This window comes from Massilia litorea (genome assembly GCF_015101885.1).
GTDB lineage: Bacteria > Pseudomonadota > Gammaproteobacteria > Burkholderiales > Burkholderiaceae_D > Telluria > Telluria litorea.
The window spans coordinates 4,625,583-4,651,050 of sequence record NZ_CP062941.1 but is presented as its reverse complement, the minus strand read 5'-3'; the positions used below and the strand labels follow the sequence as shown (position 1 = coordinate 4,651,050).

General features: G+C 66.7%; 30 protein-coding genes. 16 read left to right on the top strand and 14 right to left on the bottom strand.

Annotation, left to right across the window (positions count from 1 at the left end):
• Positions 1-53: 53 nt before the first annotated feature.
• From LPB04_RS20855 to LPB04_RS20845, 3 genes are all read left to right on the top strand, one after another.
• Entirely contained in the window at positions 54-1,238 is a 1,185-nt protein-coding gene (locus tag LPB04_RS20855; RefSeq protein ID WP_193686364.1) for a zinc-dependent alcohol dehydrogenase, read from the top strand.
• Between the two features lie 10 nt (positions 1,239-1,248).
• Positions 1,249-1,848: a hypothetical protein gene (locus tag LPB04_RS20850; RefSeq protein ID WP_227496516.1), complete on the top strand. Its 600-nt coding sequence runs from the start codon at positions 1,249-1,251 to the stop codon at positions 1,846-1,848.
• A gap of 154 nt (positions 1,849-2,002) precedes the next feature.
• On the top strand, positions 2,003-3,811 hold the full coding sequence (locus LPB04_RS20845) for a M4 family metallopeptidase (protein WP_193686363.1): 1,809 nt from the start codon (positions 2,003-2,005) through the stop codon (positions 3,809-3,811).
• A gap of 144 nt (positions 3,812-3,955) precedes the next feature.
• Here the strand turns inward: LPB04_RS20845 and LPB04_RS20840 are convergent, their stop codons facing one another.
• Positions 3,956-4,684, bottom strand: coding sequence for a M23 family metallopeptidase (locus LPB04_RS20840; RefSeq protein WP_193686362.1), 729 nt, complete (start codon positions 4,682-4,684; stop codon positions 3,956-3,958).
• A gap of 130 nt (positions 4,685-4,814) precedes the next feature.
• On the bottom strand, positions 4,815-5,813 hold the full coding sequence (locus LPB04_RS20835; protein WP_193686361.1) for a L,D-transpeptidase family protein: 999 nt from the start codon (positions 5,811-5,813) through the stop codon (positions 4,815-4,817).
• Between the two features lie 124 nt (positions 5,814-5,937).
• Between LPB04_RS20835 and LPB04_RS20830 the strand changes: the two genes are divergently transcribed.
• The gene (locus LPB04_RS20830; protein ID WP_193686360.1) at positions 5,938-6,237 is read left to right on the top strand and encodes a 2Fe-2S iron-sulfur cluster-binding protein; all 300 of its coding nucleotides are present in this window, start codon (positions 5,938-5,940) and stop codon (positions 6,235-6,237) included.
• On the opposite strand, the gene LPB04_RS20825 is transcribed toward LPB04_RS20830, so the two are convergent.
• Positions 6,206-7,075, bottom strand: coding sequence for an alpha/beta hydrolase family protein (locus tag LPB04_RS20825; RefSeq protein WP_193686359.1), 870 nt, complete (start codon positions 7,073-7,075; stop codon positions 6,206-6,208). The genes LPB04_RS20830 and LPB04_RS20825 overlap by 32 nt on opposite strands.
• 189 nt (positions 7,076-7,264) lie before the next feature.
• Between LPB04_RS20825 and LPB04_RS20820 the strand changes: the two genes are divergently transcribed.
• Both LPB04_RS20820 and LPB04_RS20815 read left to right on the top strand, forming a co-directional pair.
• Entirely contained in the window at positions 7,265-7,444 is a 180-nt protein-coding gene (locus LPB04_RS20820) for a hypothetical protein (RefSeq protein WP_193686358.1), read from the top strand.
• A 102-nt stretch (positions 7,445-7,546) separates the two neighbouring features.
• Positions 7,547-7,717, top strand: a complete 171-nt coding sequence (locus tag LPB04_RS20815; protein WP_193689167.1) for a hypothetical protein — start codon at positions 7,547-7,549, stop codon at positions 7,715-7,717.
• A 66-nt stretch (positions 7,718-7,783) separates the two neighbouring features.
• Here LPB04_RS20815 and LPB04_RS20810 read toward each other — a convergent pair whose 3' ends face one another.
• Positions 7,784-7,951, bottom strand: coding sequence for a hypothetical protein (locus LPB04_RS20810; protein ID WP_193686357.1), 168 nt, complete (start codon positions 7,949-7,951; stop codon positions 7,784-7,786).
• A gap of 194 nt (positions 7,952-8,145) precedes the next feature.
• Between LPB04_RS20810 and LPB04_RS20805 the strand changes: the two genes are divergently transcribed.
• Together LPB04_RS20805 and LPB04_RS20800 are read left to right on the top strand one after the other, a co-directional pair.
• Positions 8,146-8,283, top strand: coding sequence for a hypothetical protein (locus LPB04_RS20805; RefSeq protein WP_193686356.1), 138 nt, complete (start codon positions 8,146-8,148; stop codon positions 8,281-8,283).
• A 73-nt stretch (positions 8,284-8,356) separates the two neighbouring features.
• Positions 8,357-8,728 carry a hypothetical protein gene (locus LPB04_RS20800; protein ID WP_193686355.1) on the top strand — a complete coding sequence of 124 codons (372 nt, stop codon included), beginning with the start codon at positions 8,357-8,359 and terminating at the stop codon, positions 8,726-8,728.
• A gap of 45 nt (positions 8,729-8,773) precedes the next feature.
• On the opposite strand, the gene LPB04_RS20795 is transcribed toward LPB04_RS20800, so the two are convergent.
• The 3 genes from LPB04_RS20795 to LPB04_RS20785 form a co-directional block, all read right to left on the bottom strand.
• A complete protein-coding gene (locus LPB04_RS20795) occupies positions 8,774-8,986 on the bottom strand; it encodes a hypothetical protein (RefSeq protein ID WP_193686354.1) in 213 nt (70 codons plus the stop codon).
• A gap of 80 nt (positions 8,987-9,066) precedes the next feature.
• Complete coding sequence (locus tag LPB04_RS20790; protein WP_193686353.1) at positions 9,067-11,916, bottom strand: bifunctional diguanylate cyclase/phosphodiesterase; 2,850 nt, start codon at positions 11,914-11,916, stop codon at positions 9,067-9,069.
• A 119-nt stretch (positions 11,917-12,035) separates the two neighbouring features.
• Positions 12,036-12,761: a fused MFS/spermidine synthase gene (locus LPB04_RS20785; RefSeq protein ID WP_307727262.1), complete on the bottom strand. Its 726-nt coding sequence runs from the start codon at positions 12,759-12,761 to the stop codon at positions 12,036-12,038.
• A gap of 170 nt (positions 12,762-12,931) precedes the next feature.
• Between LPB04_RS20785 and LPB04_RS20780 the strand changes: the two genes are divergently transcribed.
• The 4 genes from LPB04_RS20780 to LPB04_RS20765 all read left to right on the top strand — a co-directional run bounded on the left by LPB04_RS20780 (position 12,932) and on the right by LPB04_RS20765 (position 16,154).
• On the top strand, positions 12,932-13,207 hold the full coding sequence (locus LPB04_RS20780; protein ID WP_193686351.1) for a hypothetical protein: 276 nt from the start codon (positions 12,932-12,934) through the stop codon (positions 13,205-13,207).
• Positions 13,201-14,391: a GGDEF domain-containing protein gene (locus LPB04_RS20775; RefSeq protein WP_227496515.1), complete on the top strand. Its 1,191-nt coding sequence runs from the start codon at positions 13,201-13,203 to the stop codon at positions 14,389-14,391. The genes LPB04_RS20780 and LPB04_RS20775 overlap by 7 nt, the downstream gene beginning before the upstream one ends.
• 76 nt (positions 14,392-14,467) lie before the next feature.
• Complete coding sequence (locus LPB04_RS20770; protein WP_193686350.1) at positions 14,468-15,439, top strand: Ppx/GppA phosphatase family protein; 972 nt, start codon at positions 14,468-14,470, stop codon at positions 15,437-15,439.
• 40 nt (positions 15,440-15,479) lie between these two features.
• Positions 15,480-16,154 (top strand): hypothetical protein, encoded by a 675-nt coding sequence (locus LPB04_RS20765; protein ID WP_227496514.1) that lies wholly within the window; start codon positions 15,480-15,482, stop codon positions 16,152-16,154.
• Between the two features lie 55 nt (positions 16,155-16,209).
• Here LPB04_RS20765 and LPB04_RS20760 read toward each other — a convergent pair whose 3' ends face one another.
• From LPB04_RS20760 to LPB04_RS20735, 6 genes are all read right to left on the bottom strand, one after another.
• The gene (locus tag LPB04_RS20760; RefSeq protein ID WP_056339789.1) at positions 16,210-16,497 is read right to left on the bottom strand and encodes a hypothetical protein; all 288 of its coding nucleotides are present in this window, start codon (positions 16,495-16,497) and stop codon (positions 16,210-16,212) included.
• A 198-nt stretch (positions 16,498-16,695) separates the two neighbouring features.
• On the bottom strand, positions 16,696-17,352 hold the full coding sequence (locus LPB04_RS20755) for an ABC transporter ATP-binding protein (protein WP_193686349.1): 657 nt from the start codon (positions 17,350-17,352) through the stop codon (positions 16,696-16,698).
• 4 nt (positions 17,353-17,356) lie between these two features.
• Complete coding sequence (gene phnE / locus LPB04_RS20750) at positions 17,357-18,142, bottom strand: phosphonate ABC transporter, permease protein PhnE (protein ID WP_193686348.1); 786 nt, start codon at positions 18,140-18,142, stop codon at positions 17,357-17,359.
• Entirely contained in the window at positions 18,139-18,966 is an 828-nt protein-coding gene (locus tag LPB04_RS20745; RefSeq protein ID WP_193686347.1) for a PhnE/PtxC family ABC transporter permease, read from the bottom strand. Before LPB04_RS20745 ends, phnE begins: the two co-directional genes overlap by 4 nt.
• Before the next feature lie 3 nt (positions 18,967-18,969).
• Positions 18,970-19,782 (bottom strand): phosphonate ABC transporter ATP-binding protein, encoded by an 813-nt coding sequence (locus LPB04_RS20740; RefSeq protein ID WP_193689121.1) that lies wholly within the window; start codon positions 19,780-19,782, stop codon positions 18,970-18,972.
• A 46-nt stretch (positions 19,783-19,828) separates the two neighbouring features.
• On the bottom strand, positions 19,829-20,701 hold the full coding sequence (locus tag LPB04_RS20735; protein ID WP_193686346.1) for a putative selenate ABC transporter substrate-binding protein: 873 nt from the start codon (positions 20,699-20,701) through the stop codon (positions 19,829-19,831).
• Positions 20,702-20,861: 160 nt separating this feature from the next.
• On the opposite strand from LPB04_RS20735, the gene egtD reads away from it, so the two are divergent.
• The 4 genes from egtD to LPB04_RS20715 all read left to right on the top strand — a co-directional run bounded on the left by egtD (position 20,862) and on the right by LPB04_RS20715 (position 24,280).
• Positions 20,862-21,830: an L-histidine N(alpha)-methyltransferase gene (gene egtD, locus LPB04_RS20730; RefSeq protein WP_227496513.1), complete on the top strand. Its 969-nt coding sequence runs from the start codon at positions 20,862-20,864 to the stop codon at positions 21,828-21,830.
• An 8-nt stretch (positions 21,831-21,838) separates the two neighbouring features.
• Positions 21,839-23,044, top strand: a complete 1,206-nt coding sequence (egtB, locus tag LPB04_RS20725) for an ergothioneine biosynthesis protein EgtB (protein ID WP_193686344.1) — start codon at positions 21,839-21,841, stop codon at positions 23,042-23,044.
• On the top strand, positions 23,041-23,994 hold the full coding sequence (locus LPB04_RS20720; RefSeq protein WP_193686343.1) for a YihY/virulence factor BrkB family protein: 954 nt from the start codon (positions 23,041-23,043) through the stop codon (positions 23,992-23,994). Before egtB ends, LPB04_RS20720 begins: the two co-directional genes overlap by 4 nt.
• Before the next feature lie 112 nt (positions 23,995-24,106).
• Positions 24,107-24,280 carry a hypothetical protein gene (locus LPB04_RS20715; protein WP_193686342.1) on the top strand — a complete coding sequence of 58 codons (174 nt, stop codon included), beginning with the start codon at positions 24,107-24,109 and terminating at the stop codon, positions 24,278-24,280.
• 7 nt (positions 24,281-24,287) lie between these two features.
• On the opposite strand, the gene LPB04_RS20710 is transcribed toward LPB04_RS20715, so the two are convergent.
• On the bottom strand, positions 24,288-25,439 hold the full coding sequence (locus LPB04_RS20710) for a GGDEF domain-containing protein (protein WP_193686341.1): 1,152 nt from the start codon (positions 25,437-25,439) through the stop codon (positions 24,288-24,290).
• Positions 25,440-25,468 lie beyond the last annotated feature (29 nt).

Genomic DNA, 25,468 nt, shown 5'->3' with positions numbered 1-25,468 from the left:
TTTTTTCGCACTTACCACCATTGGTAAGCACCGCAAACTTTCGAGGAGGAATTATGCTGGCAATGAACTATCGGGGGCCCTACCGCGTCCGTGCGACACACAAGTCAGACCCCGTGATCGAACATCCGGGCGACGCTATCGTGCGCGTGACGCGCTCCTGCATTTGCGGTTCCGACTTGCACCTGTACCACGGCATGGTGCCGGATACCCGGGTCGGTCACACCTTCGGCCACGAGTTCATCGGCATCATCGAGGAAGTCGGCTCCCAGGTGCAAACCCTGAAGGTGGGCGACCGCGTGCTGGTACCCTTCAACATCTTCTGCGGCTCCTGCTATTTCTGCCAGAAAGAACTCTACGGTAACTGCCACAACGTGAACGCGATGTCGACGGCGGTCGGCGCCATCTACGGCTACTCCCATACCGCGGGCGGCTACGACGGTGGCCAGGCCGAATACGTGCGTGTTCCGATGGCCGACGTGGCTCCAATCAAGATCCCGGACGACATCGTCGACGATGACGCCGTGCTGCTCACCGATGCACTGCCGACCGGCTACCAGGCCGCCGAAATGGGCGACATCAAGGAGGGCGATACCGTCGTCGTGTTCGGTGCCGGTCCGGTCGGCATCTTCGCCGCCAAATCGGCCTGGCTGTTCGGCGCCGGCCGCGTGATCGTGGTCGACGAAGTCGAATACCGCCTCGAATTCGTGAAGCGCTTCGCCCAGTGCGAAGTGGTGAACTTCAAGGACGTCGGCGACATGGCGCTGCACATCAAGAAAATGACCGACTGGCTGGGCGCCGACGTCTGCATCGATGCCGTCGGCGGCGATGCGGCCGGCAGCATGGCGCAGACCGTCACCGGGCGCCTGATGAAGATGCAGGCCGGCGCGTCGACCGTGCTGCATTGGTGTATCAACTCGGTACGCAAGGGCGGCAATGTCTCGATCGTCGGCGTGTATGGCCCAACCTTCAATGCGGTCCCGATCGGCAATGCGCTCAACAAGGGCATCACGATGCGCATGAACCAGGCCAGCGTCAAGCGCCACGTGCCGCGCCTGATCGAGCACATCCGCGCCGGGCACATCGATCCGAAACAGATCATTACCCACCGCATCCCGCTGGAAGACGTGGGAGACGCTTATCACATCTTCTCGAGCAAGCTCGACAACTGCATCAAGCCGATCCTGATCCCGCCACGCGCCCACGAAGTGCGCGCGGTGGCGGCCAGCGTCGCCAAATAAGGAGGACCGCATGGATAATGGAACCGCCCTGGTCAAGCACGACAACAATCCCGACCACGACCACGACTTCGAGAACACCCACGATCACACCCACCACCAGGTGCAGCCCGAGTTGCGACAGCAACGCAAGTCGCGCGAGGAGCTGACGCACATCAAGGGCTGGGGTGCCGACCTCGACCACAAGAACCGTCCCGGCGTGCCGATGGAACGCACGCCGCCGCGCTATACGCCGGCCGACATGCCCACGCCCCAGGCCCAGGTGCAGAAGGTCGAAGTCCTGGTGTCGAACGAGCGCCCCGGCATCACCCAGCTCCACGGCAGCAGGCAGCCGCCATCCGGGCTGTCGGGCATGTTGCGGCGCGCCGCCTTCAAGTTCACCGAGAACGATATCCGCCACTGGCTGATCCTGCTCGGCGCCGACCGCATCAATGTGGTCGAAGGCATCGTCGATGACCTGGCCCACGGCCACGTGCCGAACATCCTCGGCGAAATGGGGATCAAAGCCGAATGGGAGCACAACAAGAAGGGGCTGGCGACGAAGGTCGCCATTGCCGGCGCCATCGGCGCCGCGGCCTACTTCCTGCTGAAGGACCGCGACGAGCGGTATTGATCCGCACAGCTCGATTCTGACAGCCCCGCCCGTTGCGTACTCGCGCACGGTGCGGGGCTTCTTGCGTTTGAGCAAGTTCCTTTTTTGAGGCTCGTCCACACTTCGATGATCTCCGGCCCATTCTTGCAGCCGGGAACCTTCGAATGGAGAGACGATGAAGCTGCCTACCCGCTTGCTGGCCACGCCCCTCGGCGTCCTGATCGCAAGTTCCTGCGCCGCTGCCGCACCCCCGGCCGCGCCGACGCCCGCCGTCGGCACACCCATGATGAGTGCACCCGCCGCGCAATCCGTGTCGGCCACCGCCGCCCTGGTATCGAAGCTGACCCAGGGACGTGCGGCGCGCGGCCTCGACAACAACCACGGTTTCACGGTGGCACAGCAGCATCCGGGCGTGCAGGGCACGCAAGTGGTGCGCGCCGCCCATACCTATAAAGGCTTGCGCGTGTTCGGCTCGGAGTCGGTGGTGGTGGTCGATGCGCAAGGGAGCATCGTCTCCGAATCCGCTTCCGAGCGCCGCCTGCACCTCGGGCGTGGCGCCGCCAACCGGCTCGGCGCGGCCACCGCCGACTTCAGGGTGAAACCGTCGATGCCGCCAAAGACCGCGATCGACGCCGCCGTCGGCGCCACGCTGGCCGCGGCCGGGCCGGACGCTACCCACGTCACCCCGCCCAGCGCCGAACTGCTGATCTATCCGGTCATGAAATCCGAGCGCGTCGCCGGCGCCGCCGCCAAGCCGGAAGAGGAGTTGAACGCGCTCGATGTGCAGGACGTCGTCGACCACTACGAGCTGGCCTACCTGGTGCGTACCCGCATGGTGCGCGGCGACCATCCTTACTACCACGACACCATCGTCAGCGCCAACGACGGCCGCATCCTCGACCGCTGGAGCGCGCTGCAGACGGTGATCGGTGTGGGCAAGAGCCAGTACAACGGCGAAGTGCCGATCAGCACGACCTTTGCCGACGGCAGCTACCGCATGCTCGATCCGGAACGGGGCACCGGCGGCACCTATGGCGCGATGGCGATCACGAATGCGAACGGGACCAGCAACGCCGGCAAGATGTACACGCACACCGAGAATACCTGGGGCGACGGCAGGCAGTACATCCGCGGCGGCAGTACGCTTGATGCCAACGGCCAGACCGCGGCGGTGAACGCCATGTGGGGCCTGATGAACACGTACGACGCGCTCAAGAACGCGCTCGGCTGGCATTCGCTGGACGGCAAGAATACGGCGACCTATATCGCCGTGCACGTCAATACGGCCTACGACAACGCCTATTACAGCGATACCTGCCGCTGCATGTTCATCGGCGACGGGTCGAGCTTCAACAGCCTGGGTTCGGTCGACGTCATCGGCCACGAGATGGGCCACGGGGTGACGGCGGCCACATCAAGCCTCGTGTATTCGGGCGAATCGGGCGGACTCAACGAATCGAGTTCGGATATCGGCGGGGAAGTAGTGGAAGCCTATGCGCGCGCCGGCGGCAAGGGCGAGAGTATTCCCCTGAACGGCAACGACTGGATGCTCGGCACCGAGATCGCCCGCGACGGACAGCCGCTGCGCTGGATGTATCGCCCGAGCAAGGACGGCAGCAGCCCGGACGCCTGGAGCAGCTCGCTCAAGCGCCTCGATGTGCACTACAGCAGCGGCCCCAACAACAGGATGTTCTATTTCCTGGCCATGGGTTCGAAGGCGGACAAGGCGGGCGATTACTACAGCAAATACCTGGTCAAGGCGCCGGCCGCCATGACCGGTATCGGCACGGATAAAGCGTTCCGGATCTGGTTCAAGGCCAACACGACCAAGTTCACCTCGAGCACCAACTATGCCGACGCACGCGCGAAGATGGTCGAAGCGGCGCAAGAGTTATATGGTGCCGGCAGCCGCGAAGCGATCGCCGTGCAGCGGGCCTATGCCGCGATCAACGTCGGCGCGGATGTCGACGAACCTGCGCCCTGAAATGCGTTAACCCAAAGAGCATCGTAGCCTGCGCTCCCGAGCGCAGGACTGCGAAATCTGCAACTCGTTTGCCAACGCAGCACCGTAGCCTGCGCTCCCGAGCGCAGGACTGCGAAATCCGCACTTCGTTTGCCCCCGCAGCACCTAATCCCCCAACATCGGATACGGATTGACCGGCGTCCCCTTCCACCACTGCTTCTCGGGCGTCAGCGCGACGACCGCGAAATGCAGGTGCGGCGCGTTCGGATCGGCATTGCCGGTCGCGCCGACATAGCCGAGCAGGTCGCCGCGCTTGAGTTGCATGCCTTCCTTGATGCCGTCGGCGTAGCGGTCGAGGTGGGCGTAGTAATAGGCGTGCTGCTCGCTCGGATCGAACTGGTAGAGGGTGATGCCGCCGGGCTTGCTATCGAACAGTTTCGCGACCTTGCCGTCGCCGGCCGCGCGCACCGGGGTGCCTTTCGGCGCCATGATGTCGAGCGCTTCGTGATGGCGCTCCTGGCCGCGCGGCTGGTCGAAGGTGTCCGTCAGTTTTGCGTACGGAATGCCTTCGACCGGCACCAGCAACTTGGCCGGCATGCTGCCGCCGGCCGTCAATTCCGGGCTGGCCGGGGTAGCCGTCGTCGATTGCGAAGCTGGACGGATCGGCAGGTCGGCGTCGGACAGGTCGGTTTGCACGAGCCGGTCGACCGGCGTGCCGCCGGCTGGCGCGGACGCGGCCTGCGCGGCTCCTGCCGGCACATCGTTCGGCGGCGCCGGCAGCGCGCCGCCGTCGGTGATGATCGGATTGGGCGCGTCGGCGATCTCGCGCAAATAGACGAACAAGCCACCGGCACCGACCACGACGCCCAGCAGAAAAGCGATCAACCATCTCATGTGCAACACTCCCCTTGGTTAGAGCGCCAGACAGAATCGCCATGGCCGCGTTGCGGCGCCTCGCCGTACCTTCGTACTGTCTTCGGCGCCACGCCTTGCCCTGAAGGTTCTGTCAGGCGCTCGTGGATAATTACTCCTGCAATACGACCTGCGTGCCCGCCGCGACCACGGCCGCCACTTCCGCGGCGCTCCAGTTGGTCAGGCGGATGCAGCCGTGCGATTCCGTCTTGCCGATGAACTTCGGTACCGGCGTGCCGTGGATGCCGTAATGCGGCTTCGACAGGTCGATCCAGGCCACGCCCACCGGATTGTTCGGGCCGGCGGCAATCGTCGCCTTCTTGTCGCCCGGCTCGGCATCCCAGAACAGTTTCGGGTTGTAGTGATAGGTCGGGTTCGGGTGCACGCCGTCGATCTTCCAGTTCCCGATCGGCAGTGGATCGTGTTCGCTGCCGGTCGAGGCCGGATATTGCGCGATCAGGCGTTCCGATGCGTCGAACAGCATCAGCACCTTGCGGCTGTCGCTGACGACCACTTTCGACGCCGCCGGCAGGGCAGGGCCGCCGTGCACGCTCGGCACGACGATCGTTTCGCCGGCCTTGGCCAGGTTCTTGCCGGGATTCAGGCGCGTGATCAGCTCTGGACTGGCGTGGAATTTCTCGCCCAGGCCTTCGGCCGGGCTCGCATAGCCGAGCTTGGGCAGCTTGGCTTTTTCCATCATGTCTTCGGGAATCGGCTGGAAGGGGCCGGCCACGTCTTCGTTGGTCAGGACGTAATTCGTCAGGGTCGGCGTCGTGTCCCCGTTCAGCGCGTTCCAGGTCGCTTCGTCGAGCTTGCCGCTTTCCGGCAGGTTGCGCGACTTCTGGAAGGAGCTCAAGGCCTGGCGCATGTTCGAACCGAAGGCGCCGTCGATCTCGCCCGGCGAAAAGTGCAGGCGGTCGAGCAGCACCTGGGCGCGCAGCAGGCGCTCGAATTCGGCGCGCTCACCGGAGGCCGGCGCGTTGACGGCCTGTCCCGGCTGCTGGGTTGCGGTTTGCGGTGCCGCCTGCGGCGCAGGCTGGCCGGCGTGGGCGGTGAAGGGAAGGGCGCCGGAGAGGGCGGCCAGAAGGAGGGGAGCGACGATTTTTTTCATGTGGCACCTGCAATACTTGCTAAGGGAGACCCCAGCGTAGAGCTGCACCACCCGGCGGTCTGTGCGCAAACGAACTCAGGCTCAGCCGCATCGTGCTGCTGCGCGCAGCGCTACAATCGCGTCCATGACCACCGACGCCGACGTCTTCACCATCACCCTCCTGCCCCTCGGCGCCAGCGTTGCCGCCGGCGCCGGCACGGTACTCCAGGCCCTCGAGGCGGCCGGGATCGACCTGCCCAACTCCTGCCGCAACGGCACCTGCCGCACCTGCCTGTGCCGCTTCGAATCCGGCAGCGTGCGCTATCTCGTCGACTGGCCCGGCCTGTCGATCGAAGAAAAGCGCGACGACTACCTGCTGCCTTGTGTCGCCGTGCCGACGAGCGACCTGGTCGTCAACGCGCCGCTGGCGAAGCGGCGGGTTTGAGCTCTGCCTTGCCGGCAGTGCTCGCCAGCGCGCGCTCGATGGCGGCGACCACGAGCGGCCAGGAAGGCGAGCTGGCTGCGACTTCGTCGTAGTGGCTGGCGCCCGGCAAGATCACGACTTCCGCATTGTCGCCCGCCGCGCGTGCGCGCGCCGCATAGTCGTGCGCCACGCGCGGCGGCGAGATCGTGTCCAGTTCGCCCGTCACGAGGATCGTGTGGCTGCCGTTGGGCATCAGCTCGGCTGCATTCGTGTCGGCATAGACGTCCGGCCGCCTGGCGCTCGGCAGGCCGGCCAGCTCCGGCGTATCGCGCCCGCAGCTGGTCTTGATCAGTTCGCGTTCGCGGCGCAGGTCGGCCAGGCCGCCGAGGCTCACCACGGCGCGCACCGGCAGCATGGCCGTGCGGTGCAGGGGACTGGCGGCGGGGATGCGCGCACGGCCCGCGATCCATTGCACCAGCTGGCCGCCGGCCGAATGGCCGACCGCCACGACCCGCTCCAGGTCGAGCGGCTGGACCTTGCCCTGTGCGGCGAGCGTGTCGAGCGCCGCGTGCATGTCCTGGTACATGCCCGGATAGCCGCCGCCGGCCTCGTCGACGCGGCGGTATTCGACGTTCCAGACCGCGATGCCGCGCTTGACGAGCGCGCCGGCCATGTTGCGCAGCTGGCTGATGCCGCCGAAGCCCGCCGTCCAGCAGCCGCCGTGTACCAGCACCGCGACCGGGAAGGGCCCGGCGCCCGGCGGCAGGAACAGCTCCGCGTATTGCGAAGGAGCGGGACCGTAGGCGACGTGCTCGGTGGGGGCGGGGCCGTTCAGGGCCATGTAGTCGGCAAGTTTCATGGGGGCAGCCGACGCGAGGGCCGGAATGAGAGTGGCAAGCAGGAAAAGTCGGATTTTCATAGGGAACCGATACGGAAAACATGAACTATACGCATCTTTTGGCGCTGCGCACGATTGAAAACCTGCTCCGTTCTTCCATGCTAGTCTGCGCAAAACGTCAATGTTTTCAACCACCACGGGAGAATCTCCATGAACGAATCGAAAGCGAACGATACCGGTAGCAAGCAGTCGGACCATATGTCGGAAGAAGATCTGGCGAAACAGCGCGCCGGCAAGGAGCACAAGAGCAGCCACGACCATATGTCGCGCGAGAAGGCCAGCACCAATGAAGGCGCCGGCGGCGGTGCCAAGCAGAAGCAGAACCACTGACAGGTCGCAGGGCAGGCAGTCTGTCTCGCCCTGACTTTCTCGACGGCGCGGTCCTCCCGGCCGCGCCCTTGTTATTCACGACCATCTGAAGCGAGGACGCTGATGGACATGACCGATCCGCAGGACGGCGGCCGGGGCGCGCTCCAGGCGCATTCGACGCCCGATCCCGAGCAGCCGCCACCCACCATTCCGGTACCCGACGACGTGCCCGATCCGGCGCACGCTCCCGTCGAGGAACCCGTCATCCCCGAGCCGCCGATCCGCGCCGGATGATGGAGGTTCCCCAAGCAAAAGCGCCACCCTCGGGTGGCGCTTTTCAGTTGGAATGGACCACTCCCCTCAGCCCTTTTGCGGCGGCTCGGTGCTGCTCCTGAGCGGCGGGATTTCCTTGATCATCTCTTCGGTTTCCTTCTGCGCCGGTGTTTTTTCGCCGCTGCCGATGTCGTCCTCATGCAGGATGGCCCCGCCTTTTTCTGCCGGATCTTGCGGTTGTCGCGATGGTGTCATGGTGCTTCCTCCCTGGTCGAATATTGGGACAATCCTAACAGTCGCGCCCTGCCTTCGGCGCGCAGTACGACAGTGTGGCGATCTTGCTGAATTACACACAAAGTTACAATTATGTTCGCTGCCGAACGTTCCCAATGTGTGAGTTTTTTTATAATATCAGCTCATGGTTTTGGATCGTATCGACGGAGACTCAGATGGGCAATTCGCTGCATAACAAGATTTACCTGGGCCGGAGCACCGGTTTCGCATCGCGCCGTTTCCAGGGCGTGCTGGCCGTCGGCGCCATCGTTGGCGCCGGCCTGCTGTGGATAGCATTGCGCACGATGCGCTAAGGTTTGCACTTCATTTGTTGCCGCCGTCTGTCCCGGCGGTTACCATGACGGCCCAGACACCATACGAGCCGTAATGAAGAACGAAAAACTGACGACCGACGAATACAACGCCCTCGAGTTCATCCGCCGCGGCGCCCGCACCGACCGGGTCAATGCCTGCGTCGGGCGTAACGCCAAGCGCCTGGCCGGCCTGAAGATGATCGCCTATGGGCGTGACGGCAAGGTCGAGATGACGGAGAAGGGCCAGCAGGTGCTGTTCCTGCGCGCCTGTGTCGAAGCCTTGACGAGCCTTGCGCAGGATCCTGCGGCGCCGGTAGCGGGCGATGTCGCTCAGTTCCTGGTCCGCAAGTCGCACATCGCGCCGCGCGAGGAAGGCGGCTTCGAGGTGACTGCGCGTGGCCTGGAGTCGCTGGCCGACATCCAGGCGCAGGAACCGAAGAAGTAATAGTAAGGGTTTGCGCCGTGGTGCCTCAGCGCTTTCTCGGACGCGCTAGTTGCGGCGGCGGCGGCTGGGGTAGACGAGCGTGCGCACGGCAATCTCGGCCGGTACGTTCATTGCCGCAAGAAACTCGGCTGCGCGCTGCAGGCCGAGCGTCGGGATCGAAGCCACCGCCTGGTTCACCAGATCGCGCGTGCGCATATCGGTCCTCAGCACGCGCGAGTTTGCCGCTGGGCGGGTTTGTACTTCTTCCGTGTTCATCATGTTCCTGGGCGTTGCAATAGAGACACGACTATTGTAGAGCAAGGATGTGCGAAATGCCACATTCTTGTAGGAATAATCCTTCAGGCAAGGGCAGGGGCCGGCTCGGGCGCAATCATCTCTTCGGGGGCCAGGCCGCGGCCCTCGATCAGCAGCTGCTCGAACTCACGCGCCGGCAGCGGCCGGCTGAAGTAATAGCCCTGCATTTCGTCGCAGCCGTGGCGGCGCAGGTAGTCGAGCTGCTCGCTCGTTTCCACGCCTTCGGCGATCACCGCCAGCTTCAGGTTGTGCGCCAGGGCGATGATCGAGGTGACGATCGCCTCGTCGTTGGCGTCGCGCGTGATGTCGGCCACGAATGAGCGGTCGATCTTCAACACGTCGATCGGGAAGCGCGACAGGTAGGACAGGCTCGAATAGCCGGTGCCGAAGTCGTCGATCGACAAATTCACCCCCAGCGCCTTCATGCGGTGCAGCAGGTCGACGGCCGGCGTGATGTCGCTCATGAACAGGCTCTCGGTGAGCTCGATCTCGAGGTATTCCGGCTCCAGCCCGGTATCTTCCAGCACGCTGGCCAGGTTCTCGATCAGGTCGGCGGCGCCGAACTGGCGCGCCGACAGGTTCACGGCCACGCGCAGCTTGCCGTAGCCTGCGTCCTGCCAGGCCTTGTTCTGGGCACAGGCACTGCGCAGCACCCAGGCGCCGATCTGCACGATCATCCCGGTTTCCTCGGCGATGCCGATGAAGCGGCCTGGGGGGACCGTCCCCAGCTCCGGGTGTTGCCAGCGGATCAGGGCTTCCATGCCGACGATCTTGCCGGTCTTGATGTCGAGCTGGGGCTGGTAGTAGAGCACGAACTCGTCCCGCTCGACGGCATTCCTCAGCGCGCTCTCGATGCGCACCCGTTCCAGCGACTCCTCGTTCATTGCCGGCGTATAGAACTGGAAGTTGTTGCGGCCCAGTTTTTTGGCGCGGTACATGGCGATGTCGGCATGCTCGATCAGGGTATCGGCATCCGTGCTTTCGCTCGGGTAGACGGAAACGCCGATACTGCAGGTCACGAAAAATTCCTTGGTGCCGAGCATGACCGGCTGGGCCACCGCATTCATCACGCGCTGCACGATGTCCGGGGTGAGCTGCTGGTCGCCGCTCTCGGAGACGATGACGACGAATTCGTCGCCCGACAGGCGCGCCACGGTATCGGCGTCGCGCAGCGAGGAGCGCAGGCGCGCCGCGACCGTCATCAGGAGCACATCGCCGGCCTTGTGGCCCATGCTGTCGTTGACGAACTTGAAACGGTCGAGGTCGATCAGCATGACCCAGGCCGGGCTGCCGCTGCGCGTCGCATGGGCCACGGCCTGGCCGAGGCGGTCCTGCAGCAGCGAGCGGTTCGGCAGGCCGGTCAGCGCATCGTGCTGGGCCACGTGGTGCACGCGCTGTTCGGTGAGCTTGCGTTCGGTGATGTCGCTGCCGGTGCCGCGGTAGCCGGAGAACTGGCCGAGCTCGTCGAACACGGGTTGGCCGTTGACCAGGAACCAGCGCGTCTGGCCGGTGTCGTCGAGCAGCTGGTACTCGAAATCGTTGAAGGGCTGGAAGTCGCGCACCTGGGCGATGTGGGTGCGGCCGCGCTCGGTGTCGCCCAGGGTCGGGATGAATTCCCAGCGCGTCTTGCCGAGCAGGTGCTCGACCAGGATCCCGGCCTTTTCGCTGAAGCCGCCGGTCACCATCGTGAAGCGGAAATGGCTGTCCTGTTCCCAGTACCAGTCCGAGGACATGGACACCAGCTGGCGGAAGCGCTGCTCGCTCTGCTGCAAGGCCTTTTCGGTGCGTTCGCGCGCGACCATGTCGTCGACCAGGCGCCGGTTGGTGCGCTTCAGGTCGGCGGTGCGTTTCCTCACCAGCTGCTGCACGCGCCGGGCGCGCGCGCCGGAAGCCTGGACCCAGGCCGCCGTCATCAGGCTGAGCAGGATGCCGCCGGCCAGCATCGCCAGCGAGGCCAGGTGGTCGGCCGCGAACGGGCGCGGCTTGGCCGCGACTTCGACCAGCCAGGGGCGCCCGGCGACGTCCAGGGTGCGCGCGACATAACTTGCGTGTTCGGGCGCGATCCAGCTGCCCAGCAGTTCATGGCGGGGGTGGACGCCGCCGGCGCTGGTGGTGAACACCAGGTCGGATGCCTCGGCACGCGCGCCGGCATACACCGACATCACGATCTGGCTGTCGTCGAGCAGGCCGGCGCCGGCCAGCGCCATGCTCACCAGTTCCTCGGCGCGCACCACGACGGCGGTATCGCCGGCGAGCCGGCCCTTGGCGTCGTAGACCGGCAGGATCACCTGGAAGCTCGGCTGCGGGCTCGGGTCCTGCACCAGCGGGAACAGCGGGGTGGCGGCGACCCGCCGTTCGGCATGGGCACGCGCCAGCGCCGCGTTGATCGGCGCCCGGGTCCCGGCGTCGAAACCGAGGGCGGCTTCGTTGCCTTTCAGGGGCACCAGGTAGTCGACGATGCTGTAGCTGGCGCGCCGCTCGGCGGGTACGCGGCGGCCGCCCCGTTCCTCGCTGATGACGGTGCCGGGAATGACGCGCCCCAGCTCCGCCTCGATCGCGGCGCGCTCGCTGTCCTTCACGATGCGGTGGTAATTGAATGCCTTGATGAAGGGGTGGCGCAGCAGCAGCGGGGTGGTGAAATCCTGGAACTGGGCGCGCGTGACCGGCGCGCCGAGGGCGAACAGCTGGTTGGTGACCGTCACAACCTCGACCGCATCATGCAGGCCCTGGCGCACCGTCGCAACGCGCTGGTCGGCGCGCTGGTTGAAGGACAAGGCCAGATTGTCGTATTCGAGGTGACTCACGCCCACGAACAGGGCGCTCGAGGCGGCCAGCCCGGCCCCCAGCGTGAGGGCCGCCGCGCGGGTGAGTGAAAACGGCAGGCGACGCAACATGTCTGTTCCCAAAATTTATTTGCCCGAAAGCACCAAAGCAGCCAAGTGTGTCATTTTCGGCCCGTTTGCGCAAACAAATCCTTGCGTGCGAACCCAGGATCAAGGGCGTGTCGCCGCGATCAGACAAGGCGCCATGCCAGCCAGGCAACGAGCGCCCGCGCCAGTAGCCGGTTGAGGAAGGAAAAGCCCAGGCCGCGGCGACGCGCGACATATTCCTGCAGGCGTGCCGCACGGCTGCCGCCATCGTCGGCCCGGACGGCGAACAGCAGGTGGTTGTTGCCGGCGATGCCGGCAAAGTCGCAGACGCGCCCGCGAAAGGCACGCGCAATCCGCCCGACCAGCGCGTCGTGGCTGGGGTCGTAGCTGAGGATGTTTGCCGCCAGCACGCCGCCCTCGCGCAGGGCCTGGCGGCAATGGCGATAAAAGGCGGCGCTGCCGAGGGCGGCCGGCATGCCGGCGGCGTCGAAGCCATCGACCAGGATCACGTCGCAACTGGCGGGCGCAGCGCGGATGTAATCGGCGGCGTCGCCATGGATGATGCGCAGGCGGGCGTCGTCCGGCGGCACCTTGAACGCTTCGCGCAGGGAGATCACCTCGGCGCTGATCTCGAGCACCGTGATGCGGGTCTGCGGAAAGTGGCGGTAGCAGAACTTGGCCAGCGAACCGCCGCCCAGGCCGACCATCAGGATATGGCGCGGATGGGGCGCGAACAGGGCGAAGCACATCATGGCGCGCGCATACTCGAGCACCAGGTGGTCGGGGTGCGAGAGCAGCATTTCGCTCTGGATGTCGCCCGGCTGGAATTCGAGCGTGCGCCGGTTGCCGTGCGTGCGGACGCGGGGCACGGAGGAAGGTGGCGGATCGGTCGGTTCGGAGCGCGGCGGCATGGCGCCAGTATAGAAGAGAAAGCGCTCGTCTTCGCCCGCCGCTCTCCGCCGTTTTGCGCTCCTGTTGCGTCTTGTTCGCAGGCATGAAACTCTGATAAGCTGGTCCATGCCGCCACACGGAGCTCTTCATGTTTCTCGATCATCCCGCCATCACCGCCACCAACAGCGACGTCGAGCCCGACCGCATCGAGCGGCTCGAACGCGTTTATGGCTATGCGATGGCGCTGGCCGACAGCGCCGGCAAGGTCCATTTCGTCGACAAGCTGACCCAGCTGCACGATCACAAGGGAACGCTGATCGTGTTCTGGAACGAGGTGCCGGACGAGGCGGAGCGTCGTTATTTCGCCCGCGCCTGGGCCAGCAAGGTCGGCGACGGCACCGAGAACGTGGAGCACGAATGCTGAGCGGCGCGATGCTGACCATGGACTCGACCACGATGGTGCTGGTGCTGGCGCTGGGCAACCTGGCGCTGTGCAGCATGCTGTTCTTCTTCGACTATGGCGCACCGCGTGCGCCCGCGCTGGCCAGCTGGGGCCTGTCGAAACAGGTGCAGGCTGCGGCCTGGATCCTGCTCGCGCTGGGCGGCGCGCGCGTCGTGCCCGAACCGCTGGCGTTGCCCGGCGGCTGGGCCCTGCTGATCGGCGGCGTCGCGCTCGAATCGGCGGCCCTGTGGGAAACCGCGCACCGGCGGCGCCTGCAGCGCGCCATGGTGCCGCTGGCCCTGGGCGCGGTCTTCATCTTCCTCGTCTCCTACTGGATCGATCCGCTCGGCCTGCGCACGCTGGCCGCAGCCCTGATCCTCGGCGCCTTTTATTTGCTGGGCGCGGCGGCGCTGGCGCGCGGCTGGCACCGGGCGAGCATGCTGCAGCGCGCGCTGGCGGTCGTCACGGCCCTGCTGGCGCTGCTGGTGGCCGCGCGCGGCATCCTGGTGCTGGTCATGCCCGACGGCTGGCGCTGGCTCTCGCACGACCTGCTGCGCCAGCTCTCGACCATTGCTTTTTATTTGCTCATGCTGGTGAACGGCTTCGGCTGGCTGCTGCTGGCGCGCGAACGCCTGCAGGCCGACCTGGCGCGCCTGGAAACGCTGGACCTGGTGACCGAAGCGCCGAACCGGCGCGGCTTCTTCAATGCGCTGGCGCCCTGGATGGCGCTGGCACGGCGGCCCGGCTCGCCGACCGCCCTGGTCGTGCTCGACCTCGACAGCTTCAAGCGCGTGAACGAGGGCTACGGCCATCCGGCCGGCGACGTGGTGCTGCGCCACGTGGCGGACCTGTGCAAGCGCCAGCTGCGCGACAGCGACCTGCTGGGGCGCCTGGTGGGCGGCGAATTCGCCCTGCTGCTGCCGCGCACCGGCGCCGAGGAAGCGATGCTGGTGGCCGAGCGCATGCGCGCCGCGATCGAGGCCACGCCCGTCAAGACCGAGCGCGCGCTGATCTCGATGACGGCCAGCTTCGGGGTCACCACGATCCGCCCCGACGACAGCAACGTGACGCTGTTCGGCCGCGCCGGCGCCGCCATGCGCGCTGCCAAGGAAGCAGGGCGCAACGCGATCCGCCTGGCGCCGCGCGAGACCGTGCCCGAGGCCTGAACCGGCGGCAGGGCGCCGTCATCGGGGCGTCACAAAGCATGGCCATACTGCGCGGGTCTTCCAACCAGGGCACACCATGCCAGCTTGCGCACACTCCGCTCCCCTGTATGCCGCCGTCGAACTCGGGTCCGACAGCTTCCGCCTGCACGTGGCGAGCTGGGAGGACGGCGCCATGGTGCTGGCCCATACCCTGAACGAACCGATCCGCCTGGGCGCGGGCATCGGGCCTGACGGCTGCCTCGACGGCCAGACCGTGCGCCGCGCGCTCGACTGCCTGCGCCAGTTCAGGCAGGCGCTGGCCCGGTGGGAAGTGCGCGCCGTGCGCGTGGTCGCCACCGCCGCGCTGCGCGTGGCCTGCAATGCGCCCGCCTTCCTGCCTGCGGCCGAGGCCGCGATCGGGCATCCGGTCGAGGTCCTCGGCGGCGAGGAGGAGGGCCGCCTGGTGTACCTGGGCGTGGCCGGCGCCTTGCCGGATGGAGGGGAGCGCCGCCTCGTGCTCGACGTCGGCAGCGGCTCGACCGAGATTGCGGTCGGCCGCGGCGACACCGTCGAGCTGGTGCAGTCCTACGGTGTCGGCGCCTTGCGCCAGGGCCTGGCCTTCTTCGGCGACGGCATTTCGCCGGACGCCTTCGACGCCGCGCTGGCGTCTTCGCGCAGCCGCTTCGCCGACGCCGGCATGCTCGCCGGCGGGGCCGGCTGGAACCGTGCCTACGGCGCCTCGGGTACGGTGCGCGCCCTGTTCGAACTGGCCGGCGGCGACGCGGCCGGGGCGCTCGGTGCCAATGCGGCCGATGCGGCCGATGCGGCCGGCCTGCTGGCGCTGCGCCATGCGCTGGTCGAAGAGGGCGGCTTCATGCGCATCGCCGCCTTGTCGAACCAGCCGCTGCGCGCGGCGCAGATGGCGGGCGGGCTCGCGCTGCTGCTGGCCCTGGTCGAGGAACTGCATATCGAGGAGCTGGTGCCGGTCGGGGCGGGCCTGCGCGCCGGCGTGATCCGCGAGCTGCACCGGCGCGCACGGCAGGATGCACCCTTCCCGGAATCCGCCTGATCGACTATATTGTTTACCTTGTTAAGCAGTGGAATACCCAATGACCAGAAAACCGGTTCCCGCAACGGGCGCGGCCGCAGCCGCATCGACGCGGGCAAAAGTTGCCTCGGCACCCGCCAAGGCAGCTTCCAGAAGCACGAAAACCGCCGCCATGCCAGGCAGCGCCAATAAAACCTCCAGGTCCGTGCCGGTGAAGGCGGCTGCCGTGAAGGCCGCTGCGAAGACCGTCGCGCGCGCGGCCGCGAAGCCTGTCGCGCTCAAGGCGGCACCGAAGCCTGCAGCCAGGCCTGCTTCGAAAACCGCGGTCAAGGCTGCGGCGAAAGCACCGGCAAAGACAGCGGCGAAGGCTGCGGCCAGGCCGGCTGCGAAGGCCGTCGCCGCGAAGAGTCCGGCAGTCGCCCTGAAGAATGCGGCGAAGGCGCTCGTCAAGGCAGCGAAGGAAACGCCTGCGGCCGGCCGCAGCCGCGCTGTCCAGGCCGCTCCGGCGCCGCAGTCCGGACGCCCGGTGCTGGTACGCGACAGCTTCACCATGCCCGATGGCGAGTACGCGGTGCTGGCGAGTGTGAAGCAGGCCTGCCTGAAGGCCGGCTTCGAGATCAAGAAAAGCGAATTGCTGCGCATCGGCGTGGCGCTGGTGGGTCGCCTGGATACGGCGACGCTGCGCCAGGTGCTCGACAGCCTGCCGCAGCTGAAAACCGGGCGTCCGCCAGGGTAGGGTGGCCGGGCCGCGGTCGGAGGTGTGCCCATGCGGACGCTCGCGTCACCCTGGCTCAGTGCAGCGCCGCCGAGGTCAGCTCCTTCAGTTCGCGGATCGGGATATTCGATTTCTCGTGCATGCGCAGCAGGATCGTCGCGCCCACGTTCAGCTTGCGGTGGCGGATCTTGCTGATGATCGGCGGCTGCACTTCGAGCACGCGGCACAGTTCCGCATCATTCTTGAGGTGCATTTTTTCGATCAGCGTGTCGAGCAGCTTGTTCGGCACGAAACTCGACGGTTCGAGGGCGCGGGCGCGGTGCATCGCCGCCAGCATTTCCTGTTTTTTTTGGCGTACGTTCATGTACTCCTCCAACTTGCTTTTTTGGTTGAGGGGACAGGACCGTTTTGGAAGACGCCCGATTGTTCTGATTGCTGTCGCGCTTAAACGCTGTCGCGTTCGGGTCGTTGTGATATTACTACGCCCGTGCGGCTGGCGCCGCACTATTCGTCGCGAACGGTGTCTAACGTGCTTATTTCCGCGCGGAATTTACGTTAAATCTCACGCCCGCTTGAGGCCGTCGCGGCTCAGGATGAGGATTTCGTCGGCCATTTCCGCCGCCGCATGCGAGTGGGTGACCATGATGGCCCCGGCGCCGTTGGCCTTGATCTCGGCGCGCAGCAGGCGCAGGATGCCGCCCGCCGTTTCCGGATCCAGGTTCCCGGTCGGCTCGTCCGCCAGCAGCAGGGCCGGCTTGTGCACGAGGGCGCGCGCGATCGCCACGCGCTGCAATTCTCCGCCCGAGAGCTGGCGCGGGAAGTCCTGTCCACGCCCGGCCAGCCCGACCGCCGCCAGCATGGTCTCGGCGTGCGCCGCGCCTTCACGCGCATTTTCCTGATTCAGTAGTAAAGGCAGCGCCACGTTCTGCTGCAGCGTCAAATGCGGCAGCACGTGGAAGGCCTGGAAAATAAAACCCATGCGCGTGCGCCGCAGGCGGGTGGCGGCATCGTCGTCGAGTGCGGCCATGGCCGTGCCGTCGACGATGACTGCGCCGCTGTCGGGCGCATCGAGGCCTGCGATCAGGTTCAGCAGAGTCGACTTGCCGACGCCCGACTCGCCCATGATGGCGACGAAACGGCCGGCCTCGAAGACATGCGACAGGTCCGACAGGACGGTGCGTCCGCCATAGGTCTTGGTGAGCTTCGATAGTTCCAGCATCGGCTTAACGCGTAAGGACGCGCCGCAGCGCAAAGCTGACCGCATCGACCAGGGCCACCAGCAGCAGCATCGCCAGCACCACGGTCGCGGCGCTCTGCATCTGGAACAGCGACAGGTGGTACTTGAGCATCTGCCCCAGGCCGCCGGCGCCGACCACGCCCAGCACGGCGGCGGCGCGGATATTGTTCTCCCAGCGGTACAGCGTATACGAGAGCATCTGCGGCAGCGTTTGCGGCAGGGTGGCGTAGAAAAAGGCCGCCAGCGCGGGCGCGCCGTTGGTACGCAGGGCCGCTTCCGGCTGCGGCTCGGCGTTTTCCAGCGCGTCGGCGAACAGCCGCCCCAGCACGCCCGAGGTGTGCGCCGCCAGCGCCAGGGTACCGGCGAAGGGACCGAGGCCCGCGGCCACCAGCAGCAGCGCGGCCCAGACCAGTTCCGGAATCGAGCGCAGGACGTTCAGCACGGCGCGCACGGCGGCGCGTGCCGATCCTCCCCAGCGCCCGGCCGCGGGCAGCGCCATGACCAGGCCGGCAAACACCGCCAGCAGGGTGCCGAGCGCCGACATCGACAGCGTCTCTGACGCCGCGTTGAGCGTCTTCATCAGGAACGGCGTGGCCGTCTCGGGCGGGGCAAAGCCGCCCAGGAATTCCATCGTGGTGCCGACCGCTTCCGGGGTGAAAAAGGCGGCCAGGTCCAGGCGCAGCGTGGCGAAGCTGGCGATCACCAGTATCAGCAGCAGCACCAGCAGCAGCGGCGTGCTCCACGAACGGGGCGGCGGCAGGGGGCGGTTCATCCGAGCCTCCGGCGCAGCAGGGTCGAGACCAGGTCGGCCGCGGCGACCAGCAGCACGAAGACGAACAGCATGGTCGCCACTTCGCCGCCGGCCATCATCCTGGTCGATTCGTCCATCCGCTGCCCCAGTCCGCCGGCGCCGACAAAACCCATGATGGCCGAGCCGCGGATCGCGCACTCCCAGCGGTAGATCGTGTACGAGACCAGTTCGGCTGCGGCCTCGGGCAAGGCGCCGTAGAGCAGGGCCGGCAGGCGCGCGGCGCCGTTCGCCAGCAGCGCATCGGTGGCATGGGCGTCGCTCGATTCGAGGATTTCGGCATATACCTTGGCCAGCATGCCGCAATAGGTGAGGGCAATCGCCAGCACGCCTGCCGTGGGGCCGAGGCCGACCACGCGCACGAACAGCAGCGCCCAGACCAGTTCCGGCACGCTGCGCAGCAGCACCAGCACCCAGCGCACGCCCTGGCGTACGAGCGCCGCGGGCCAGCGCACGCGGCCGGTGCCGAGGCGCGAGATCGACAGCCGCTCGCTCACCAGCAGCGTCGCGGGTATCGCGCCCAGCAGGGCCAGCACCAGGCCGCAGGTCGCAATCGCGACCGTGATCCAGGTTTCGCGCAGCACCATGGCGAGGAATTCGAGTGAATGGGCGGGGTGCAGGAAGTCGCCCAGGAAGGTGCCGGCCGCCGCCAGGCTTTGCAGGTCGAACAGGATCCAGGGCTTGAATTCGCTGTAGACGAGCGCGGGCCAGAGCAGCAGCAGCGCGGCGGCGCAGGCCAGCAGGCGGCCACGCCAGGCCGGATCGGGGTGCAGGAGGGTTGCCGCCATCGGTCAGAAGCAGGCGCCGACGGCGAGGCGCTCGGGCGGCTCGTGCGCGGCGGGCGGGTGCGGTTCGATCTGTTCGTTTTCGTAGAGCGCGGCGATCATCGCATCGGTCACCTGCTCGCGCGGCAGGTCGAACACGATACGGCCGTCCCGCAGGCCGACGATGCGGCCGAAATGCGCGCGCGCCATCTCGACCTGGTGCAGGCTGCATACCAGGGTGGCCTTGCGGTTGGCGGCTTCTTCCTGCAGCGTGGCCAGCGTGATGCGGGCCAGGGCCGGGTCGAGCGCGGAGATCGGCTCGTCGACGAGGAAGGCGTCGGCACTGGACAGGAGCAGGCGCGCCAGGCTGCAGCGCTGGCGTTCGCCGCCCGACAGGCGGTCGACGCGCGCATACAGTTTGTCGCCGAGACCGAAGCGGCGCAGGGCCTCGAAGGCGGCATCCGGGTCGACCGGCGTAAACAGGGAACGCAGTGCCCTGGCCAGGCTCCAGTGCGGCAGGCGCGCCGCCAGCACGGCGGTGACGACGCGCTGGCGCGGCGGCAGCGGCGGCGTCTGCGGCGCCAGGAACAGGCGCGCGCGCAAGCCGTGGCGCGCCTTCTGCGGCAGCGCCCAGGGATCGACGCCGAACACGGCCAGCACACCTGCGGCCGGCTGGTGGGCGCAGGCCAGGGTCGACAGCAAGGTGGTCTTGCCGGCGCCCGAGGGACCGATGAGCGCAAGTTGCTCGCCCGGTTGGATATCCAGGTCGAGTTCGTGCAGCGCGGCCGTGCGGGTGCCGGTGAGGTGGCGCACGGTCAGTTTGTCGAGCTTGAAACTCATCGGCTTTGACGTCATCGGTTGGAACCTTGTCGATCCACCAGCGCGATTACTTCAGCAGGCCGGCGTTCTTCGCCGCCGCTTCGATCGCCTTGTAGTTCTCGGCCCGGGTCGGCACGAATTTCGTCGCGCGCTGCAGGTCCAGGATTTCCTTGCCCTGCGGAGTCGAGGCATCCAGCGCCAGGAAGGCGTCGCGGATCTTCTTCTGCAGGGCCGGGGCCATGCTCGCGTGCACCGACCAGTTGTAGTCGTAGTAGCCCGGGGTGGTGTAGAACACGCGGGTGGTCTTCGGATCGGCCTTGCCGGATTCGACCAGCTTTTCCCAGACCGAGATGTTCAGGGCGCCGGCATCGACCTTGCCGCCCGCGACCGCGGCGACGGTGGCGTCATGCGCGCCCGAGAAGGCAACACGCTTGAGGTCGGTGTCCGGGTTGATCTTCGCACCCAGCAGGAACGAACGCGGCATCAGGTGGCCCGAAGTCGACGATTCGGAACCGAACGAGAGGGTCTTGCCGCGCAGGTCTTCCAGCTTGTTGATGCCGGGTTGCGTGGTGATGAACACGGAACGGAATTTCTCGTCCTCGGCCCGCTGCACCAGGGGCACGACCTGGCCCTTGCTGCGCACGTTCGCCTGCACGAAGGTGAAGCCGCCGAACCAGACCATGTCGAGCTTGTGGTTGATCAGGCCCTCGACCGAGGCCGCGTAGTCGGTCACCGGCGTGAACTCGACCTTCAGGCCGGTCGCCTTGGCCAGGTAGTCGCCCAGCGGCTTGAACTTGCGCTGCAGTTCGGTCGGCGCTTCGTCCGGAATGGCCGAGACGCGCAGCACGCCCGGGGTGTTCTGGGCGCAGGCAGGGGCGGCCAGCAGCAGGGCGACGCTGGAGGCGGCGAACAGCGACTTCAGGGCGGACATGGGAGACATAAGGGGCTTTCTTGTTGTAAATAGCACGGGGGCGAAGGCGAGCACGCTTGGCGGCTGCCCGGCGCGGAGGATTCGCAACTTCCGCTATGATAGCAAAAACAGCAACTTCCTCCCTAGCCAGGGCGCATCGGGTGCTCCGGCGGCACGAATGATAAACCTTATGCTGACGACCTGCACAACCGAGAAGCTCGATGTGCCATGCACAGGCAGCGCCCACGTGCCGTCCGAGCTGTTCGACGGCCTTGGCGCGCGCCAGGCGGCGATTTCTCCCAAGTTCCTGTACGACGCGCTCGGCTCGAAACTGTTCGAGGCGATCTGCGAGCTGCCCGAGTATTACCCGACCCGCACCGAGGCCGGCATCTTCGAGCGCCACGGCCGCGAGATCGCCCACGCCTGCGGCATCGGCAGCACGCTGATCGACCTGGGCGCCGGCAACTGCGCCAAGGCGGCGGCCTTGTTTCCGCTGCTGCGCCCGGCGCAGTACGTGGCGGTCGACATCTCCACCGAATTCGTCAGCGAAGCGCTCGCCAGGCTGCGGCTGCGCTTCCCGCACATCGACATGCAGGCCCTCGGGCTCGATTTTTCCAGCGGACTGGAACTGCCGGAGAGCGTGCGCGCCGAGCGCCGCCTGTTCTTCTATCCGGGCTCGTCGCTGGGTAATTTCACGCCGCCCGAGGCACGCGTGTTCCTGACGCGCCTGCGCAGGGGCTGCGGTCCGGATGGCGCCTTGTTGATCGGTATCGACCTGGCGAAGGACAAGGCCATCCTCGACGCCGCCTACGACGACGCGCTCGGCGTCACGGCCGCCTTCAACCTGAACGTCCTGCGCCATGTGAACCGCCTGCTGGGCAGCGACTTCGACATTCGCAACTGGCGCCACGTCGGCCTCTACAACGAGGCGGCGGGCAGGGTCGAGATGCACCTCGAGGCAAAGCGTTTCCAATCGGTGCGCTGGCCGGGCGGCGGGCGCGATTTCGCCGCGGGCGAACGCATCCATACGGAAAACAGCTATAAATACCGCCAGGCCGACGCCATCGGCCTGCTCGAACAGTCGGGCTTCGAGGCCACCCGGGTGTGGACCGATCCACGCTGCCCGTTCGCGGTCATTCATGCGCAGGCGATCGCCTGAATTCCGCCATGTTGCGCGATGATTTCCAGGCGGTACGCCAGCGTTCCCTGCAGCTGGCTGCACCGCTCTCGAGCGAGGACTGCTGCGCCCAGTCGATGGCGGACGCCAGCCCGGTCAAATGGCACCTGGCGCACTCGACCTGGTTTTTCGAGACCTTTATCCTGGAAGCGCGCGAGGCCGGCTTTTCTCCCTTTCATCCCGCCTTCCGGGTACTGTTCAATTCGTATTACAACGGCGTCGGGGCCAAGCATCCGCGCGCCCAGCGCGGCCTGCTGACGCGGCCTTCGCTGGACGAGGTCAAGGCCTACCGCGCGGATGTCGATGCACGCATGCTGAGGCTGCTCGAGAGCGAAAATGACGGGGCGCTTTCCGCTCTGGTCACGCTCGGCCTGCAGCACGAACAGCAGCACCAGGAACTGATGCTCACGGACGTAAAACACCTGCTGGCCCAGAATCCGATCGCGCCCGCCTACGACGGCGAACCAATCGCGCCTGAGGCGCCGCCGCTGCCCATGGATTTCCTGGAATTCGACGGCGGCCTGGTCGAGATCGGCCACGACGGGCGCGGCTTCGCTTTCGATAACGAACTGCCGCGCCACCGCAGCTATGTCGCCCCGTTCACGCTGGCCTCGCGCCTGGTGACGAACGGCGAATACGCCGCCTTCATCGAGGCCGGCGGCTACCGCGACCCGGCCCTGTGGCTGGCCGAAGGCTGGGACAAGGTGGCCTCTGGCGAACTGGCCGCGCCCCTGTATTGGCGGCGCCGGCCGGAGGGCGGCTGGGACGAATTCACCCTGCACGGCGAGCACGCGCTCGACCCGGCGCGCCCGGTCACCCACCTGTCGCTGTACGAAGCCGACGCCTATGCACGCTGGTGCGGCGCGCGCCTGCCGCTCGAGGCCGAATGGGAATTCGCGGCCCGCCTGGCCAGCATCGAGGGAGGCCGCCTGCACCCGGGCGCTTCCGCCGGCGATGGCTTGACGCAAATGTTCGGCGCCTGCTGGCAATGGACCAGCAGCAGCTATGCACCCTATCCCGGTTATGCCCCGGCAGCGGGCGCGATCGGCGAATACAACGGCAAGTTCATGGTCAACCAGTACGTGCTGCGCGGCTCGTCCTGCGCGACGCCGTCCGGCCACGCCCGTGCCAGCTACCGCAATTTCTTCCCGGCAGGCGCGCGCTGGCAATTTACCGGCATCAGGCTCGCGCGATGAGCGGCCTGAGCCGTTTGCGCCTGCGGCGCCTGCGCTTGCGCAGCCTGCGTGTGCGGATCCTGAACCGCCGCGCCAACGCCTATATCCTGTTGCATCCGCTCGCCTTCAGCCTCAGCGTCATCAAGGGCTTCCGGGCCAACCAGGGCCTGCTGCTGGCCGGCGCAGTCGCCTATTACGCGCTGCTCTCGATCGTGCCCTTCCTGATGCTGGTCGTCGTCGCGCTCTCGCATTTCATCGACCAGGCCGAACTGCTGGTGACGATGCGCCGCTACCTGGAATTGCTGGTGCCCGGCCAGTCGGCCTCGATCGTGGGCGAGGTGGCCAACTTCCTCGACAACCGCGACCTGATCACCTGGGTGCTGGGCGTGACCATGCTGTTCTTCAGCTCGTTTGCGTTCACGGTGCTGGAGAACGCGATGAGCGTCATCTTCATCCACCGGGTGGCGGTGCGGCGCCGTCATTTCCTCGTCTCGGCCGTGCTGCCTTATTGCTACATGCTGGCGCTGGGCGTGGGCGTGCTGCTGGTGACGGTGGTGGCCGGCACCCTGCAGGTGATGGGGAGGGAGAGCGTGGAATTGTTCGGCGCCACCTGGTCGCTGAACGGCGTCTCGGGCGCGCTGCTATATCTGCTGGGCCTCCTCGGCGAAATCCTGGTGCTGACCTCGATCTACCTCGTGATGCCGGTCGGGCGCCTGTCGCTGTCGCATGCGCTGGTGGGCGGGGTGACGGCGGCGCTGTTGTGGGAAATCGCGCGCCACGTGCTGGTCTGGTATTTCTCGACCCTGTCCCAGGTGAACGTCGTGTACGGCTCGATGACGACGGCCATCGTCGTCATGTTCAGCCTCGAGATCGGCGCCACGCTGCTCCTGTTCGGCGCCCAGGTGATTGCCGAATACGAGCGCGTCGGCCGCGGCAAGCTCGAGGGTCATGCGCCGCTGACGACCGCCTGAAGAGACGGTTGCTTCTCTTGTTCTATCTCAATTTCATATAGGAAAGCCAGTGGCACAGTAGGCTCTTGCGCCGGCATAACGCCGGGCAATAAACGTGAGAACGGGAGCTGTGATGGAAACTGGCGAAGTCCTGGGTTTGCAACTGCCGGCGATGCTGGCATTCGTCGCGCTGCTGGCCGGATTGATCCTGCTGGCGCGCCAGCTGCACAAACTGCGCCGGCCCGCGGTCGTGCGGCGCGGCGTCCATCCTCCGGTTCCGCACAAGGGACCATCCAGGCCGGACTAGGCCGGTTCTAGAGCACGACGCTGCGGTTGCGACCGGCCGACTTGGCGGCATACAGGGCGCGGTCGGCCCGCTCGATAGCCTGGTCGATCGGCTCGCCATCCTCGTAGCGCGCAAAGCCCGCCGAGAAACGCACGCGCAGGTCGTACAGCGCCGGGCTGGCCGGCAGCTCGGCCAGGCGCTCGCGCAGGCGCGCCACACCCAGCGTCGGGTCGCCCGGCGGGGTTTCCGTCAGCAGCAGCAGGAATTCCTCGCCGCCCCAGCGCCCGATCATATCGGTGGTGCGCAGCACGACCTGCGCCTGGGTCGCAAAGGCGCGCAGCACGGCGTCGCCGGCAGCGTGGCCGTAGGTATCGTTGATGCTCTTGAAGTGGTCGAGATCGATGATGCAGACGAAAAAACGCGGCCCGCCGCGCGCGTGGCGCGTCGCGTGTTCCTGCAGCAGGGTCATCATGCGGCGCCGGTTCGGCAGCCCGGTCAGCTCGTCGCGCGCGGCCATCTCCTTGATGTGCGCCAGCGCCTGCTCGAGCGCGATCTTCTGCGTTTTCAGGCGGGTGCGCATGTCCGACAACTGGCCGGAGAGCTGGGAAATGGCCAGCATCACGATCGCCGTCAGCGCGAAATTGAAGACTTCCTGGCGCGCCGGATAATGGAGCGGCTGGTGCTGCACGCACCAGACCATCACCATCCCCATCAGCGTGACCGTGTAGACGCAGGCAATGCGCACCGAGGCCGGGCGCAGGCTGAACATACCGAACACCATGACCAGCGACAGCATGATCAGGGTTGCCCCGTGCACCGGTCCCGTGACCGCGTACGAGGCGCCGATCAGCGACTGCGCGATGAGGGTTTGCGGCATGGCCAGCGTCGGGTCGGCGCAGTGGCGGTTCAGGCCGCTGCGAATGAGGCCGTAGAAGCCACCGATGAAAACGAAGTACAGGACCGTCAGCACGCCGACCTGCTGGACGTCCGCCGCACCGATCCTGGCCGCATACAGGAGCAGCAGGACGACGGTGGCGGTCACCAGGGCGGCCAGGCCCAGCAGCGCCAGTGTCAGGCGCTGGCGGCTGTCGTCGCCGAGGAGGGCGTCGGCCAGGCGGGTGGTCAGTCCGGGGAGTTGCGGCGAGTCGAGCGCCGCCGTAGCGGCCTGTTGCGTGGGCATTGTCTCTGGAATTCGTTGTTGGCTTGCAA

Excerpts from the sequence above, each read along its gene's own strand:
- LPB04_RS20710 (WP_193686341.1), bottom strand. The coding sequence starts at position 25,439 with ATGCCCACGCAACAGGCCGCTACGGCGGCGCTCGACTCGCCGCAACTC.
- LPB04_RS20810 (WP_193686357.1), bottom strand. The coding sequence starts at position 7,951 with ATGACACCATCGCGACAACCGCAAGATCCGGCAGAAAAAGGCGGGGCC.
- LPB04_RS20740 (WP_193689121.1), bottom strand. The coding sequence starts at position 19,782 with ATGAGTTTCAAGCTCGACAAACTGACCGTGCGCCACCTCACCGGCACC.
- LPB04_RS20805 (WP_193686356.1), top strand. The coding sequence starts at position 8,146 with ATGGGCAATTCGCTGCATAACAAGATTTACCTGGGCCGGAGCACCGGT.
- LPB04_RS20825 (WP_193686359.1), bottom strand. The coding sequence starts at position 7,075 with ATGAAACTTGCCGACTACATGGCCCTGAACGGCCCCGCCCCCACCGAG.
- LPB04_RS20850 (WP_227496516.1), top strand. The coding sequence starts at position 1,249 with ATGGATAATGGAACCGCCCTGGTCAAGCACGACAACAATCCCGACCAC.
- LPB04_RS20755 (WP_193686349.1), bottom strand. The coding sequence starts at position 17,352 with ATGCTGGAACTATCGAAGCTCACCAAGACCTATGGCGGACGCACCGTC.
- LPB04_RS20780 (WP_193686351.1), top strand. The coding sequence starts at position 12,932 with ATGTTTCTCGATCATCCCGCCATCACCGCCACCAACAGCGACGTCGAG.
- LPB04_RS20820 (WP_193686358.1), top strand. The coding sequence starts at position 7,265 with ATGAACGAATCGAAAGCGAACGATACCGGTAGCAAGCAGTCGGACCAT.
- LPB04_RS20800 (WP_193686355.1), top strand. The coding sequence starts at position 8,357 with ATGAAGAACGAAAAACTGACGACCGACGAATACAACGCCCTCGAGTTC.
- LPB04_RS20745 (WP_193686347.1), bottom strand. The coding sequence starts at position 18,966 with ATGGCGGCAACCCTCCTGCACCCCGATCCGGCCTGGCGTGGCCGCCTG.
- LPB04_RS20715 (WP_193686342.1), top strand. The coding sequence starts at position 24,107 with ATGGAAACTGGCGAAGTCCTGGGTTTGCAACTGCCGGCGATGCTGGCA.
- LPB04_RS20720 (WP_193686343.1), top strand. The coding sequence starts at position 23,041 with ATGAGCGGCCTGAGCCGTTTGCGCCTGCGGCGCCTGCGCTTGCGCAGC.
- LPB04_RS20735 (WP_193686346.1), bottom strand. The coding sequence starts at position 20,701 with ATGTCTCCCATGTCCGCCCTGAAGTCGCTGTTCGCCGCCTCCAGCGTC.
- LPB04_RS20760 (WP_056339789.1), bottom strand. The coding sequence starts at position 16,497 with ATGAACGTACGCCAAAAAAAACAGGAAATGCTGGCGGCGATGCACCGC.
- LPB04_RS20770 (WP_193686350.1), top strand. The coding sequence starts at position 14,468 with ATGCCAGCTTGCGCACACTCCGCTCCCCTGTATGCCGCCGTCGAACTC.
- egtD (WP_227496513.1), top strand. The coding sequence starts at position 20,862 with ATGCTGACGACCTGCACAACCGAGAAGCTCGATGTGCCATGCACAGGC.
- LPB04_RS20840 (WP_193686362.1), bottom strand. The coding sequence starts at position 4,684 with ATGAGATGGTTGATCGCTTTTCTGCTGGGCGTCGTGGTCGGTGCCGGT.
- LPB04_RS20790 (WP_193686353.1), bottom strand. The coding sequence starts at position 11,916 with ATGTTGCGTCGCCTGCCGTTTTCACTCACCCGCGCGGCGGCCCTCACG.
- LPB04_RS20815 (WP_193689167.1), top strand. The coding sequence starts at position 7,547 with ATGGACATGACCGATCCGCAGGACGGCGGCCGGGGCGCGCTCCAGGCG.
- LPB04_RS20845 (WP_193686363.1), top strand. The coding sequence starts at position 2,003 with ATGAAGCTGCCTACCCGCTTGCTGGCCACGCCCCTCGGCGTCCTGATC.
- LPB04_RS20775 (WP_227496515.1), top strand. The coding sequence starts at position 13,201 with ATGCTGAGCGGCGCGATGCTGACCATGGACTCGACCACGATGGTGCTG.
- LPB04_RS20765 (WP_227496514.1), top strand. The coding sequence starts at position 15,480 with ATGACCAGAAAACCGGTTCCCGCAACGGGCGCGGCCGCAGCCGCATCG.
- LPB04_RS20830 (WP_193686360.1), top strand. The coding sequence starts at position 5,938 with ATGACCACCGACGCCGACGTCTTCACCATCACCCTCCTGCCCCTCGGC.
- egtB (WP_193686344.1), top strand. The coding sequence starts at position 21,839 with ATGTTGCGCGATGATTTCCAGGCGGTACGCCAGCGTTCCCTGCAGCTG.
- LPB04_RS20795 (WP_193686354.1), bottom strand. The coding sequence starts at position 8,986 with ATGATGAACACGGAAGAAGTACAAACCCGCCCAGCGGCAAACTCGCGC.
- LPB04_RS20855 (WP_193686364.1), top strand. The coding sequence starts at position 54 with ATGCTGGCAATGAACTATCGGGGGCCCTACCGCGTCCGTGCGACACAC.
- phnE (WP_193686348.1), bottom strand. The coding sequence starts at position 18,142 with ATGAACCGCCCCCTGCCGCCGCCCCGTTCGTGGAGCACGCCGCTGCTG.
- LPB04_RS20835 (WP_193686361.1), bottom strand. The coding sequence starts at position 5,813 with ATGAAAAAAATCGTCGCTCCCCTCCTTCTGGCCGCCCTCTCCGGCGCC.